Raw genomic sequence first — 14,652 nt, 5'->3', positions numbered from 1 at the left:
TTCTCCAGCCCCAGGATGTGACGAGCCGACATCGAGGTGCCAAACCCCCCCGTCGATATGAGCTCTTGGGGGAGATCAGCCTGTTATCCCCGGCGTACCTTTTATCCTTTGAGCGATGGCCCTTCCATGCGGAACCACCGGATCACTATGCTCTACTTTCGTACCTGATCGACCTGTATGTCTCTCAGTCAAGCTCCCTTATACCATTGCACTCTACGCACGGTTACCAAGCGTGCTGAGGGAACCTTTAGAAGCCTCCGTTACTCTTTTGGAGGCGACCACCCCAGTCAAACTACCCACCAAACAATGTCCCCCACTTAAGCGGGGTTAGGCCTCAGACAAGCAAAGGGTGGTATTTCAACAATGACTCCACAACGCCTARCGACGCCACTTCAAAGTCTCCCACCTATCCTACACATCACGTGTCCAAGGTCAATATTAAGCTATAGTAAAGGTGCACAGGGTCTTTTCGTCCCACTGCGGGTAATCGGCATCTTCACCGATACTACAATTTCACCGAGCTCATGGCTGAGACAGTGTCCAGATCGTTACACCATTCGTGCAGGTCGGAACTTACCCGACAAGGAATTTCGCTACCTTAGGACCGTTATAGTTACGGCCGCCGTTTACTGGGGCTTCAATTCAATGCTTCTCCGAAGATAACATCTCCTCTTAACCTTCCAGCACCGGGCAGGTGTCAGGCCCTATACTTCATCTTACGATTTTGCAGAGCCCTGTGTTTTTGATAAACAGTCGCCTGGACCTTTTCACTGCGGCCAGCATTGCTGCTGGCGACCTTTCTCCCGAAGTTACAGGTCTATTTTGCCTAATTCCTTAGCCATGAATCTCTCGAGCACCTTAGGATTCTCTCCTCAACTACCTGTGTCGGTTTACGGTACGGGTACTTATAATCTAAGTTTAGAAACTTTTCTTGGAAGCCCTTAGGCACACTATCCCTTTGTCCGAAGACTCCGAGTACTATCGTATTTCACCATTCTCTACGGATTTGCCTATAGAGAATATAGTTAGGTACTTCAACGAACTATTCCGTCAGTTCGCGGTGCTTTCATCACTCCGTCATTCCATCACAATTATAAGTAGTACGGGAATATTAACCCGTTGGCCATCGACTGTCCCTTTCGGGTTCGCCTTAGGACCCGACTAACCCTCAGCTGATTAGCATAGCTGAGGAAACCTTAGTTTTTCGGTGTGCGGGTTTCTCGCCCGCATTATCGTTACTTATGCCTACATTTTCTTTTCTAAACAGTCCAGCAATACTCACATATCACCTTCAACCCAGTTTAGAATGCTCCCCTACCACAGATTAATCTGTCCATAGCTTCGGTAGTATACTTATGCCCGATTATTATCCATGCTCGTCCGCTCGACTAGTGAGCTGTTACGCACTCTTTAAATGAATGGCTGCTTCCAAGCCAACATCCTAGCTGTCTAAGCAGACAAACCGCGTTTTTTCAACTTAGTATACATTTGGGGACCTTAGCTGATGGTCTGGGTTCTTTCCCTCTCGGACATGGACCTTAGCACCCATGCCCTCACTGCTGAGCATCATTATATAGCATTCGGAGTTTGTCAGGAATTGGTAGGTGGTGAAACCCCCGCATCCAATCAGTAGCTCTACCTCTATATAACTAATTCAGCGCTGCACCTAAATGCATTTCGGGGAGTACGAGCTATTTCCGAGTTTGATTGGCCTTTCACCCCTACCCACAGGTCATCCCAAGACTTTTCAACGTCAACGGGTTCGGACCTCCACTGTGTGTTACCACAGCTTCATCCTGCCCATGGGTAGATCACACGGTTTCGCGTCTACCATTACTGACTATGGCGCCCTATTCAGACTCGCTTTCGCTACGGATCCATACCTGAAGTACTTATCCTTGCCAGCAACGGTAACTCGTAGGCTCATTATGCAAAAGGCACGCCGTCACCCCACGAAAGGGCTCCGACCGCTTGTAAGCGTATGGTTTCAGGATCTATTTCACTCCGTTATTCACGGTTCTTTTCACCTTTCCCTCACGGTACTGGTTCACTATCGGTCTCTCAGGAGTATTTAGCCTTACCGGATGGTCCCGGCAGATTCACACAGGGTTTCACGTGCCCCGCGCTACTCAGGATACTGCTATCTATATCTTCTCTTACCTATACAGGACTATCACCTTCTTTGGTTAACCTTTCCAGGTTATTCTAATTCAATCCGCATAGAATGTCGCAGTCCTACAACCCCAAAATTGCCGTAACAACTTTGGTTTGGGCTAATCCGCGTTCGCTCGCCACTACTTACGGAATCACTTTTGTTTTCTTCTCCTCCGCCTACTTAGATGTTTCAGTTCAGCGGGTTTACTCTCCTATCGGAGTACTATGTCTTCAACATAGTGGGTTGCCCCATTCGGATATCTACGGATCAATTCGTGTGTGCCAATCCCCGTAGCTTTTCGCAGCTTATCACGTCCTTCATCGCCTCTGAGAGCCTAGGCATTCCCCATACGCCCTTATTTTGCTTATTGTACTTGTTTTTCAAATGTTATACGAATATAACACCCGAAATTTGTGCTTTCTATTATATTTTTATATTTTCTTTTCTCAATATGTCAATGAACTTTTATACTTTCTTACAAAGTATTCGTGGAGAATATCGGAGTCGAACCGATGACCTCCTGCGTGCAAGGCAGGCGCTCTAGCCAGCTGAGCTAATCCCCCATTTAGTAGTCAATAGTTAACAGTTTGCAGTTAACAGACTTCAAACGGCTTACTCAACCTCTAAAATTTCCTATAAAAACTCGAAAATTGTAGTCCCGGGCAGACTCGAACTGCCGACCCCTACATTATCAGTGTAGTACTCTAACCAGCTGAGCTACGAGACTCTGTTTTCTTTAGTTTTTATTGTTTTTTGAACTAACAGCGAGAGTAAAATCAATCTCTTATACATACAACTTTATCTTTTCTCTAGAAAGGAGGTGTTCCAGCCGCACCTTCCGGTACGGCTACCTTGTTACGACTTAGCCCCAGTTACCAGTTTTACCCTAGGCAGCTCCTTACGGTCACCGACTTCAGGTACCCCCAGCTTCCATGGCTTGACGGGCGGTGTGTACAAGGCCCGGGAACGTATTCACCGGATCATGGCTGATATCCGATTACTAGCGATTCCAGCTTCACGGAGTCGAGTTGCAGACTCCGATCCGAACTGAGACCGGTTTTGAAGATTCGCATCATGTCACCATGTAGCTGCTCTCTGTACCGGCCATTGTAGCACGTGTGTGGCCCAGGACGTAAGGGCCGTGATGATTTGACGTCATCCCCACCTTCCTCGCGGTTTGCACCGGCAGTCTCGTTAGAGTTCCCGACATTACTCGCTGGCAACTAACGACAGGGGTTGCGCTCGTTATAGGACTTAACCTGACACCTCACGGCACGAGCTGACGACAACCATGCAGCACCTTGAAAGACGTCCGAAGAAAAATCTGTTTCCAAATCTGTCGTCTCCCATTTAAGCCCTGGTAAGGTTCCTCGCGTATCATCGAATTAAACCACATGCTCCACCGCTTGTGCGGGCCCCCGTCAATTCCTTTGAGTTTCACACTTGCGTGCGTACTCCCCAGGTGGGATACTTATCACTTTCGCTTAGCCACTCAAACCGAAGTCCGAACAGCTAGTATCCATCGTTTACGGCGTGGACTACCAGGGTATCTAATCCTGTTCGCTACCCACGCTTTCGTCCATCAGCGTCAATCATTTAGTAGTAACCTGCCTTCGCAATTGGTATTCCATGTAATATCTAAGCATTTCACCGCTACACTACATATTCTAGTTACTTCCTAAACATTCAAGCCCTACAGTATCAATGGCAGTTTCCTAGTTGAGCTAGGAGATTTCACCACTGACTTATAAGGCCGCCTACGGACCCTTTAAACCCAATGATTCCGGATAACGCTTGGATCCTCCGTATTACCGCGGCTGCTGGCACGGAGTTAGCCGATCCTTATTCCTACAGTACCGTCAAGCTGCTACACGTAGCAGTGTTTCTTCCTGTATAAAAGCAGTTTACAACCCATAGGGCCGTCTTCCTGCACGCGGCATGGCTGGATCAGGCTTGCGCCCATTGTCCAATATTCCTCACTGCTGCCTCCCGTAGGAGTCTGGTCCGTGTCTCAGTACCAGTGTGGGGGATCTCCCTCTCAGGACCCCTACCCATCATTGCCTTGGTATGCCGTTACCATACCAACTAGCTAATGGGACGCATGCTCATCTTGTACCGTTGGAACTTTAATAATCAGAAGATGCCTCCCGATAATACTATGAGGTATTAATCCAAATTTCTCTGGGCTATCCCTCTGTACAAGGTAGATTGCATACGCGTTACGCACCCGTGCGCCGGTCTCAAGTTAGCAAGCTAACTCTACCCCTCGACTTGCATGTGTTAGGCCTGCCGCTAGCGTTCATCCTGAGCCAGGATCAAACTCTTCATCGTATATTTTAATTTTGTACGATAATCGCTGACGTATAGTCTAATTCAATTTACTCTCTTTTACTTTATAACTTAAATCACTTTAAGTTATGCTGTCAATCCAATATGTCTATGAACGTGTCATTCTTTTTTATTCCGCTATTCTCTCGTTTAGCGGCTGCAAAACTACAACCTTCTTTTTAATCTCGCAAGCTTTTTTTGAAATATTTTTTAAAAGTTTTTCTTAAAATTAATCCCCAAAAAATCTTACTCAACATATATCAGAACTTCGCTTGTTTAGCGGGCTGCAAAGGTAATTCTTTATTTTGAAACTGACAAACTTTTTTTGAAAAAAATTTTCTTTTTTTTGTCAACTTACAACCTTCATTATCTTTCAAAAAAATCACTCATGAACTTCGCTTAAACTTTATCACCTCATCCCTTATCTCTAAAGCATTTCAGTGAAATTGTTTGCGGGTGCAAAAGTAACTCTTTTTTTTGAAACTGACAAACTTTTTTTGAAAAAAATTTTTCTTTTTTTTATCAGCTAAATAACTACCGTTATATTCTCAAAATCTTTATATGAACTTGCCTTGATTGCGGGTGCAAAAGTAGACACTTTTTTCATTCCCACAAGACTTTTTTAAACTATTTTTAAATCTTTTTTAATCATCCCTAAAAATCAATTACTTACAAATAATCTTTTTTTAACCTTTACATAACTTTATAAAATAATCAACCCTAAACACAACAACCAAACCTCTAAAAATATACTAACACACACAAATACCATACACACACAAACAAATTATTCTCAAACTTAATCTCCTATATATATAAAGAAAATAAAAGCTATTCAATTATTTAAAATATCTATACCTATATATATTGTATTATTTATTATCCAAACGTTCTGCTTTCATTTTTTCAACCTTTTCCCTCCATACTTTCGCTAATTGCTTTATGTCAACTTCATTTGCTGGTGACTGATTTTGCAAACTACCATTACGAAACGCTGTAATCAAAATACTTTCTATATAAAAATCCTCTAATTCATCAAATGGTTTATAATCCTCCTTAATATTAATATCAAAAAGTTTCGCTGTATTATTTGACCAAAATGCTTTCCATCCGCTTTTATAATCCTTTATTAAATCAAATGTTGTTTGTCCTGTTTGTCTATAAATTAATTTTACTAAAATCTGACCATCTTTTCTTGATAGTTTTTTTAATCTTGGCTCAAATTCTTCTTGAAGGTATTTCTCTACTATTTTAAAGTACTTTTTCTTTTCTTTATTTGTTTTCAGTTTATCCATAGTCTCATTCAATTGTTTTAATTTTTGAGATGTCATTGTTGCGTATGGATATGTTTTATATACTCTTCTCTTTAATATAAGTAATTTCTGTTTCTCTAGATCAACACCAGAAACATCATCTTTTGATACTACTACTTCTTTTAATTCTATTGAATAAAGAAGTGAAGAATCTTGTTCTGTCATTTTTAATGTATCTTGTACTTGTGCATTTACAAAAAGACTGCAAAAGAATAATATGTAGATGATATTTTTTTTCATAGTGTAAAAATCTACTCAAAAATAAATAAATAATAGATAAGTCTTAAAGCATTTTTATAATTTAGCAAAAAATAATTATATTATAATGAGTACAAAATCAATATTAAAAGAAAGTTCTTTAACTTTTTTAGAAAATTACTTAAATAATTCATCTCCTACTGGATATGAAGCTGAAGGTCAAAAAATATGGATGGATTATTTAAAACCATATGTTGATACCTTTATTACCGATACATACGGAACTGCTGTAGGAATAATTAATCCAGAAGCACCATACAAAGTAGTCATAGAAGGGCATGCAGATGAAATTGCTTGGTACGTAAATTATATTTCAGATGATGGTTTTATTTATGTTATTAGAAATGGTGGTAGTGATCATATGATTGCCCCATCTAAAAGAGTTCATATTCATACAAAAAAAGGGATTGTAAAAGGAGTCTTTGGTTGGCCAGCAATTCATACTCGCAACAAATCGAAAGAAGAACCTGCTCGTATTGATAATATATTTATTGATTGCGGATGCGATACAAAGGAAGAGGTTGAAAAATTAGGAATCCATGTAGGTTGTGTTATTACTTATCCTGATACATTTGAAATATTAAATGAAAATAAATTTATTTGTAGGGCAATTGATAATAGAATGGGTGGTTTTATGATTGCTGAAGTTGCTCGTTTATTAAAAGAAAATAAGAAAAAACTACCTTTTGGTCTGTATATTGTTAATTCTGTACAAGAAGAAATAGGTCTTCGCGGAGCAGAAATGATTACACAAACTATAAAACCAAATATAGCCATTGTAACTGATGTTTGCCATGACACTACTACTCCAATGATTGATAAGAAGATCGAAGGAGATTTAAAAATGGGACGAGGACCAGTTATTGCCTATGCTCCTGCAACACAAAATAATCTTCGAGAGATGATTGTTGAAACAGCTGAAGCTAATAAAATCCCATTTCAGAGACATGCTTCTTCTCGTGTAACAGGGACTGATACTGATGCTTTTGCTTATAGTAATGGTGGTGTTGCTTCCGCTTTAATTTCTTTACCACTTCGTTATATGCATACTACCGTAGAAATGGTTCATAGAGACGATGTTGAAAATGTTATTAAATTAATTTACGAGAGTCTTTTAAAAATTGAGAATAATGAAACATTCTCATATTTTAAGTAAAAAACTTATTCACTATATATAATTTAAAGATAAAATCATCTAAAGTAATTATTATACTATTTTTACTTTCACAGACCTAAAACATCTATCACTTAATAATAATTCTACTCCGTTTCTTTACATAAAAATGGAGTAGACATTTTACAAAAAGCTGGCTTTAATTTAACCAATTATTTACATACTGCCTAATTTTCAATGCTATTATTTTTAAAAAAGCATTTATTTTTATGAAATTTTACAGTTTTTCTATACTCAAAATCAATATTTTAAGATAATATAACGATTATATCTGTACTTAATCGATTTCTTTACAATATATCAATTTAATAATTTAAAATTTGCCCAACAAGCAAAAAATCAAACTGTCTAGTTAACCACTATTTTTTTGATTTTAGAATTATTAATTTTTTATAATTTTTAGAAATGAATTCAAAAAATGTACTTATCATTTTAGTATTACTACCTTTATTAACAATAGCACAAGTAGGTATCGGGACAACTTCCCCAACAGAAGAATTAGATGTTAATGGAAACATTAGAATAAGAGGACTTTCTAACTCTTCTGGAAGAACAACACAGGTTTCTGCACTTCCAGATGGAACTTTAGTAACCACATCAACAAATAACAATGCTCCTGGAATACGCTTTGTAGGCTTTTTATCATCTGATATTTCTTTAAATACAGATTCTAGTTTTAGAGATATCATTTTATCAAATGAGTTAATTGATGTCTCAAATGAATATAATACTTCATCAGGTAGATATTCTCCTGTTATAGATGGTTATTATAAAATTTCAATGGATTTCGATATTGGAGACTATTCTAGTACTACAAATGATTTAGACATTCTTATTGGACTTTGGGATTTCACTACAAATCAATGGGTTTTAAGAAGAACTTTTAAACATAAAAGTAATAATTCAATAGGTCTTGGTAGAAACGAAAGTTATGGAATAACAAATTATGTTCAATTACATTCTAATCACTCTTATGGTTTTAGAATATTTTCAGATTACGAAAATAACACAACTCGTGATGCTAGATTAAAATATCAAAACTACGGATCTACTGGAACATCACTATCAACCAATTTTTCAATAGAAAAAGTATTATAATTTTTTCATAATTAAAACTTTTTTAGTTTATAAACAACAACATTAAAATCTATAAATAAAATAGCTTCGGCTTTTAGATTTTAATACATTTTTTGTAGATAAAATTCTACACGGAATATATGTATTAAGCACAATATAAGATATTATTTAACAATACATTTGTTTAATAAAGTTTAGACAAAGTAATAGGGTCAAGATACTGAATAATTTATTAAACAATGTTAAAAATATAAATTTTAACAAAAAATACAGTTTTAATGTAATCTTTGTTAAAAAAAATGTATTTTTGCACTAACGTTATAAGTATCAATAAATTATATCTTCCAAATCTTTGTTATACGTGCCACTCATTATATTACCTAATTAGTAAGTCTAAAAAATAAAACTGTTTATTAACCAAAAAAGTTTTAATTATGAAAAAATTTTACTGTTATCTATTTATTTCCTTGTGCTCTATTTCTGTTGCACAAGTAGGTATAGGAACCACAACTCCAAAAGCTGCATTGGATGTAACAAGTAATATATATGGAACTTTAATTGTACGAACATCTTTAACTTCAAATACAGATAATAGTACTATTATCAATCCTAATGGAGGAAATATTGCAGAAAGCACGCTTGTTTACAATGATGGGTTGTCTGGTCTAAAACCATCTGGATTTTATTTTTGGTCAAATGATAAATGGAATTGTATTAACTGCAAAGAGTATGGAAACTTAAAACATAGTTTTAAAACATCAGATCATAACGGTTGGTATTTATTAGATGGAAGATCAACATCTTCACTTTCAACGAATGCACAAGCAATAGCAACAGCATTAGGTTTAGGAGCAAATTTACCAGACGCAACTAATAAAGTTCTTAAGGGAAAAAATACTTCTGAAACTTTAGCAAGTACTGTTGGGGCAAATTCTGTAACATTAAGCCAATCTAATTTACCAAATGTAAATTTTACAGGAACTACATCAACAGGTGGAAGTCACACACACTCTGGTACTACTAGTACTGATGGAAGCCACTCACATAGTTATACAGACAGAGGTAACACAACTTACAACACCAATGCTTATTCATCTTCATATGGACCTATAAACCCTGTTGCTGATAATACATCAGGATCTTATTCTACAGGATCTAGCGGAAACCATAGCCATAGTTTAAATATTAACTCAGCTGGATCTCATAATCATACTGTAACTGTAAATAGCGGTGGTACTAATACTGCAATTGATACAACTCCACTTAGTTTAGTAACTAATGTTTTCATTTACTTAGGAGAGTAAATTATGCCATAAATACTATACATAATTTAAAAAATGAGACTATGAAAAAATATATTTATTTAGGAATTGTATTAATGTCTAATTTTTTCTACGCACAAATAGGTGTAGGAACTAATAATCCTGAAGCAGCATTAGATGTTAAAAATGATACATACGGAACTCTTTTTATTCCTAGAGCTTCACTTACATCAATAGGAGATAAGACAACAATTGTGAATCCAGATGGAACTTCTTTAGCTGAAAGTACCTTAATATATAATGATGGATTATCTGGTTTAAAGCCAGAAGGATTTTATTATTGGTCAAACAACAATGATAGCTGGATTTGCATGACTTGTAAGAATGATTATGGAGATGTAACTTATAGTCTTAAAACAACTGATTTTGAAGGCTGGTATTTATTAGACGGAAGATCTATAACATCACTACCTGATAATGCAAAAATGGTAGCTCAGAGTTTAGGTATGACCACTAATTTACCAAATACTTTGGATAAAGTTTTAAAAGGAAAGACTCCTTCAGAAACCATAACTAGTTCTGTTGGATCAAATACAATTTCAATAAGTCAAGCTAATTTACCAAATATCGATTTTACAGGAACTACATCATCAACAGGTAACCATAACCATACTGGAACTACAAGCTCTAATGGAAATCATTCCCATTCTTACACAGATCGTGGCAATAGTACTGTTAATGCAAATTACGACAATAGAGGTGATTCTGGCACAATTGCAGATGATACAAGTAGCTCATATACAACAGGAACTGATGGTAATCATAATCACACATTAGACATAAATGCAGGTGGTAATCACAATCATACTGCAACTGTGAATAGTGGCGGTGGAAATACAACTGTAAACTCAACTCGTTTAAGCCTTGTAACTAATGTTTTTATTTATTTAGGAGAAAAATAGACTCTAACGAATAATAGAATAGAATTATAAAAAATAAATCCGAGTACTACTCGGATTTATTTTTTATAACTAACCTTCTTTAATATAACTTTAAATTCTTATTTTTTTAAAAATTCTTGAATTAAAAGTTCTGCTTTTTTAGCACCACTACTTATAGCATGATCTAATGCTGCAAATCCATTTTTATCTTTTATTTTTAAATCTGCTCCTTTTTCAACAAGTAATTTAATAATTTCCACATTATCATATCTTGCAGCAAACATTAATGGAGTCATTCCTCTATGTGTTGTTCCATTTAAATCAATACCGTATTCTATTATTTTTTCAACTAAACTTACATCTCCATCACTTATAGCTTTACAAAGTGGAGTTACATCATCATACACTTCAATAACATTCTTCCCAAAATCCATCTCAATATTAGATGCTTTGGATACATTTACAGATAAAATAAAAGCAAAACTTAATAACCCGATTACTTTTTTCATAATGTCTTTTTTAAAATAAATACTTAATTGTGTTTTATTATTTCACTACAAAGAACAAAAAAACCACGCAAAGCGTGGTTAATGTATCTTTAAAATAAGGTTATTTTATCTCGTTTTTAAAAAAGCTAATACATTTTCTTCAATTCTTGCATTTATGTTAGAAATATCTGCCTTCACAAATGATTCTCCTAAAATATTTTCAAATAATTCTATATAGCGTTCAGACACTGATGCAATATATTCATTTGTCATCTCAGGTATTTGTTGACCTTCTTTTCCTTGAAAACCATTAGTAATTAACCATTGACGAACAAATTCTTTTGACAATTGCTTTTGAGCTTCACCTCTATCTTGACGATCTTGATATCCATCTGCATAAAAATATCGTGAAGAATCTGGTGTATGAATTTCATCGATTAAAACAATCTTTCCTTCTTTCGTTTTTCCAAATTCATACTTTGTATCTACTAGAATTAAGCCTCGTGAAGCTGCAATTTCAGTTCCTCTTTGATATAAAGCTCTTGTATATTGTTCTAAAACTATATAATCTTCTTCAGAAACAATCTTATTTGCTAAAATTGCTTCACGAGAAATATCTTCATCATGTTCTCCATTATCTGCTTTTGTTGAAGGTGTAATTATTGGAGTTGGAAACTTATCGTTTTCTTTTAATCCCTCAGGAAGCGTAACACCACAAAGGGTTCTTTTTCCTAGAGCATATTCTCTTGCTGCATGGCCTGCCAAATAACCTCTAATTACCATTTCTACTTTAAATGGTTCACATAAATGTCCTACTGCGACATTTGGATCTGGAGTAGCAATTAACCAATTCGGTACAATATCCTGTGTTAATTCCATGAATTTTGTAGCAATTTGATTCAAAATCTGACCTTTATATGGAATCCCTTTTGGCATTACTACATCAAAAGCAGAAAGTCTATCTGTTGCTATCATCACAAGAAGTTCATCTTCAATATTATAAACTTCTCTCACTTTTCCGTTATAAACGGATTTTTGACCTGGAAAATTAAAATTGGTCGAAGTAATTGTATTCATCAATTTGTTGTGTTGTTGTTTGTGCAAAAATAAATAAAAGGAACTAACTTTTCATACTTTATAAAAGATTCAATCTATTTTATTTAATCTTGAGCTTTTAAAAGGATTCAACTTTTTAAAACAGCTTGTTTAATAACAAAATTAAATAATCTATATCCTAAAAATTTCCTCAAGTATCGCATTAAATTAGCATCAAAACCAATAGTATATTTTTTATATCTTTTTGATGGATTCTCAGAAATTGAATATAATTTACTAATAATAGAGTTTGTTAAATCTTTATTCTTATTGTTTTTCTTATTTAAAATTTGATCTATTGTTTCCATCATATTATTATAAGAAGGAATATCTGATTGTCTACACTTAGTTACATTTTTCTGGAAATTAGTTGGTGCATTTCCAAACTGTACAGTACAAACACTTACATTAAAATCTAATAATTCATAAGACATACATTCTGAAAAACTTTCAACAGCTTGTTTAGTAGAGTGATAAAAATTACCTAATGGCAAATTTACTAATCCTGCAATAGATGTTATATTTATAAACTGTCCATGGTTTTGTTTTCTAAATATGGGTATAAAAGCCCTACATACTTTTACAACTCCTAGCCAGTTAACATTAACAATTGTATCAATTTTTGAATCTTCTGAAAGCTCTACAAAACTTCTATAACCTAATCCCGCATTATTTATAATTACATCTATTACTTTATAGTCTCTTAAAATGTTTTGTTTTGCTTCTTCTATACATTCTGATGAAGTAACATCTAATTTGTAGCATTTAATTTTCTTATAATTGACTAAATCTCCTGCTAAATCTAAATTAACCATAGTAGCAATTACATTCCATCCTTTATCTGCAAAATATTTTGATGTTAACCTACCTAATCCTCCAGAAGCTCCTGTTATTAATATAGTATTCAATCTTTTTAACTTTTATTTTACAAATAAAGGTTTTTTAAAAGTAAATAACAAAGTTATACTCAAAAAACAAAAAAGGATACTAAATAAAAAATAAGTAGTATCCTTAACATAACCAATTCAAATATTTCTTTATAATGTTGACCAAATAGAATAACTATTTGGAGGACATTGAATTTTAACCCATTTATCTCCTTGAGTTACAGGTTGCCAAGTTGAATTTCCTGTATAGTCTTTTATTGTAGTATTTGACCAATTTGTTTGAATCCATCTTTCTTGCCATGAACCTGAATTATTTAAATACACAACCAATCCAGGATTTCCATTATAGCCATTTCGTCTAGCTATGTACTCATCATTATCTGCATAAAGAATAGATGTATTTCCCGTTGCTTTATTATTATGTATCCAAATTAAGTTATTAAGTTTATTTTTATCTAACCATTCTTCATAATCTTTATAAAAAATTGTTGGGTATCCTTCATGTGTTAAAATATAAGCATATGCTAAATCTTTTTTCCAAATTTGGTCTGTATCATGATTCGTAACAAAAGTAACAGCTCTAAAAGGCCTTCTTTTCCAAAGCATATCACCAGTACTCAATTTTGTTAAATCATTTCCATCAAAAGCATCATCCATTCTATAATAACATGCAAAATCAAAAGCAGAACTATTTGCATTATCACACCACCATTCTAAAGTTGCTGCATTAGCATCCCAATATTCTCCTATTGAAAATCCTCCTACATTTGCGTTCCATTGATTCACAACCCAAGGTCCAAATCCTTTTACATAATCAAATCTCCATCCATCAAACTTCATTGTGTTTTTATAATATTTCCCTACTGCATCTGATCGTCCCCATAACCAATCTTGTACATAAGGATTAGCATGACATAGATCTGGAAAACCTCCAAAACTTCCTTCATCATTGTTTCCATAAGAGTTCTTATAAAAATCATGGTAACTTCTATTAAATTTTCCTGAAGCTACATTAAACTGTGTATAAGTATTTGAATTTGTATAAGGATTAAACTCAGACTGCCCTCCACTATTATGGTTTATAACAATATCAGCATATACTTTTATGTTTTCATTATGAGCTGCTGTTATTAAGCTAACAAGTTCTGTTTTTGATCCAAATCTTGTTTCAACTGTTCCATTTTGATTATAATCTCCAAAATCATAATAATCTGTAGGATCATATCCCATTGAAAAAGGACCATTTTGCGCTTTTGATGCTGGTGGCAACCATATAGATTCAATTCCTGCATTTCCCCAATCTGTAACTTTTCCTTTAACAACATTCCACCATGTTCCGCCAGCAGGAACATCCCAATAAAAAGCTTGCATCATTACTCCGCCTCCTGCACCAGAAACAAATTTAGCTGTTTCATTTGTTGATGTTGTACTAAATGGTCTTCCATCATGATTTGTAACCTGTATTGTTTTAAAATCTTTTGTTGTTTCTTCATAGTCAATTGTTTCATCACTACATGATAGTAATGAAAAAAAGACACACGAAATCAGTATTTTTAAGTTTATATTATTTTTCATATTTTATATAGTTAATTAATTTTATCTAAAAATAATTAATATTTAACAATTAAATAACATAAAAATTACGAATACACTAACGAAAACGTTTTCGTGTTA

The 14,652-nt window shown here is 34.6% G+C and carries 9 protein-coding genes, 2 tRNA genes and 2 rRNA genes; 4 read left to right on the top strand and 9 right to left on the bottom strand.

What is annotated here, in order from left to right; all coding sequences use genetic code 11:
• The 5 genes from SY27_RS16655 to SY27_RS16635 form a co-directional block, all read right to left on the bottom strand.
• Positions 1-2,525 (bottom strand): 23S ribosomal RNA (locus SY27_RS16655); the annotation flags it as partial.
• A gap of 119 nt (positions 2,526-2,644) precedes the next feature.
• Positions 2,645-2,718: transfer RNA gene (locus tag SY27_RS16650), tRNA-Ala, on the bottom strand.
• Between the two features lie 90 nt (positions 2,719-2,808).
• A tRNA-Ile gene (locus SY27_RS16645) sits at positions 2,809-2,882 on the bottom strand.
• Between the two features lie 86 nt (positions 2,883-2,968).
• A 16S ribosomal RNA gene (locus SY27_RS16640) occupies positions 2,969-4,486 on the bottom strand.
• 869 nt (positions 4,487-5,355) lie between these two features.
• The gene (locus SY27_RS16635; RefSeq protein WP_045972438.1) at positions 5,356-6,036 is read right to left on the bottom strand and encodes a DUF4294 domain-containing protein; all 681 of its coding nucleotides are present in this window, start codon (positions 6,034-6,036) and stop codon (positions 5,356-5,358) included.
• Between the two features lie 85 nt (positions 6,037-6,121).
• Between SY27_RS16635 and SY27_RS16630 the strand changes: the two genes are divergently transcribed.
• From SY27_RS16630 to SY27_RS16615, 4 genes are all read left to right on the top strand, one after another.
• A complete protein-coding gene (locus tag SY27_RS16630) occupies positions 6,122-7,210 on the top strand; it encodes a M42 family metallopeptidase (protein WP_045972436.1) in 1,089 nt (362 codons plus the stop codon).
• 423 nt (positions 7,211-7,633) lie between these two features.
• Complete coding sequence (locus SY27_RS16625) at positions 7,634-8,326, top strand: hypothetical protein (RefSeq protein ID WP_045972434.1); 693 nt, start codon at positions 7,634-7,636, stop codon at positions 8,324-8,326.
• 413 nt (positions 8,327-8,739) lie between these two features.
• Entirely contained in the window at positions 8,740-9,609 is an 870-nt protein-coding gene (locus tag SY27_RS18365) for a hypothetical protein (RefSeq protein WP_152640782.1), read from the top strand.
• A 41-nt stretch (positions 9,610-9,650) separates the two neighbouring features.
• The gene (locus SY27_RS16615; protein ID WP_045972432.1) at positions 9,651-10,529 is read left to right on the top strand and encodes a hypothetical protein; all 879 of its coding nucleotides are present in this window, start codon (positions 9,651-9,653) and stop codon (positions 10,527-10,529) included.
• A gap of 98 nt (positions 10,530-10,627) precedes the next feature.
• Here SY27_RS16615 and SY27_RS16610 read toward each other — a convergent pair whose 3' ends face one another.
• From SY27_RS16610 to SY27_RS16595, 4 genes are all read right to left on the bottom strand, one after another.
• Positions 10,628-11,017: an ankyrin repeat domain-containing protein gene (locus SY27_RS16610; protein ID WP_045972430.1), complete on the bottom strand. Its 390-nt coding sequence runs from the start codon at positions 11,015-11,017 to the stop codon at positions 10,628-10,630.
• A gap of 105 nt (positions 11,018-11,122) precedes the next feature.
• On the bottom strand, positions 11,123-12,073 hold the full coding sequence (locus SY27_RS16605; protein ID WP_045972428.1) for a phosphoribosylaminoimidazolesuccinocarboxamide synthase: 951 nt from the start codon (positions 12,071-12,073) through the stop codon (positions 11,123-11,125).
• Between the two features lie 107 nt (positions 12,074-12,180).
• Positions 12,181-12,999, bottom strand: a complete 819-nt coding sequence (locus SY27_RS16600; protein ID WP_045972426.1) for an SDR family NAD(P)-dependent oxidoreductase — start codon at positions 12,997-12,999, stop codon at positions 12,181-12,183.
• Positions 13,000-13,128: 129 nt separating this feature from the next.
• The gene (locus tag SY27_RS16595; RefSeq protein ID WP_045972424.1) at positions 13,129-14,553 is read right to left on the bottom strand and encodes an alpha-amylase; all 1,425 of its coding nucleotides are present in this window, start codon (positions 14,551-14,553) and stop codon (positions 13,129-13,131) included.
• Between the last annotated feature and the right edge of the window lie 99 nt (positions 14,554-14,652).

Source organism: Flavobacterium sp. 316, from assembly GCF_000967805.1.
Classification (GTDB): domain Bacteria; phylum Bacteroidota; class Bacteroidia; order Flavobacteriales; family Flavobacteriaceae; genus Flavobacterium; species Flavobacterium sediminilitoris.
Note: the sequence above shows the minus strand (reverse complement) of the source record. Positions and strands in the feature narration are given on the sequence as shown.

Bases quoted from the DNA above. Each gene is read 5' to 3' on its own strand.
- SY27_RS16635 (WP_045972438.1), bottom strand. From the start codon at position 6,036: ATGAAAAAAAATATCATCTACATATTATTCTTTTGCAGTCTTTTTGTA.
- SY27_RS16630 (WP_045972436.1), top strand. From the start codon at position 6,122: ATGAGTACAAAATCAATATTAAAAGAAAGTTCTTTAACTTTTTTAGAA.
- SY27_RS16625 (WP_045972434.1), top strand. From the start codon at position 7,634: ATGAATTCAAAAAATGTACTTATCATTTTAGTATTACTACCTTTATTA.
- SY27_RS18365 (WP_152640782.1), top strand. From the start codon at position 8,740: ATGAAAAAATTTTACTGTTATCTATTTATTTCCTTGTGCTCTATTTCT.
- SY27_RS16615 (WP_045972432.1), top strand. From the start codon at position 9,651: ATGAAAAAATATATTTATTTAGGAATTGTATTAATGTCTAATTTTTTC.
- SY27_RS16610 (WP_045972430.1), bottom strand. From the start codon at position 11,017: ATGAAAAAAGTAATCGGGTTATTAAGTTTTGCTTTTATTTTATCTGTA.
- SY27_RS16605 (WP_045972428.1), bottom strand. From the start codon at position 12,073: ATGAATACAATTACTTCGACCAATTTTAATTTTCCAGGTCAAAAATCC.
- SY27_RS16595 (WP_045972424.1), bottom strand. From the start codon at position 14,553: ATGAAAAATAATATAAACTTAAAAATACTGATTTCGTGTGTCTTTTTT.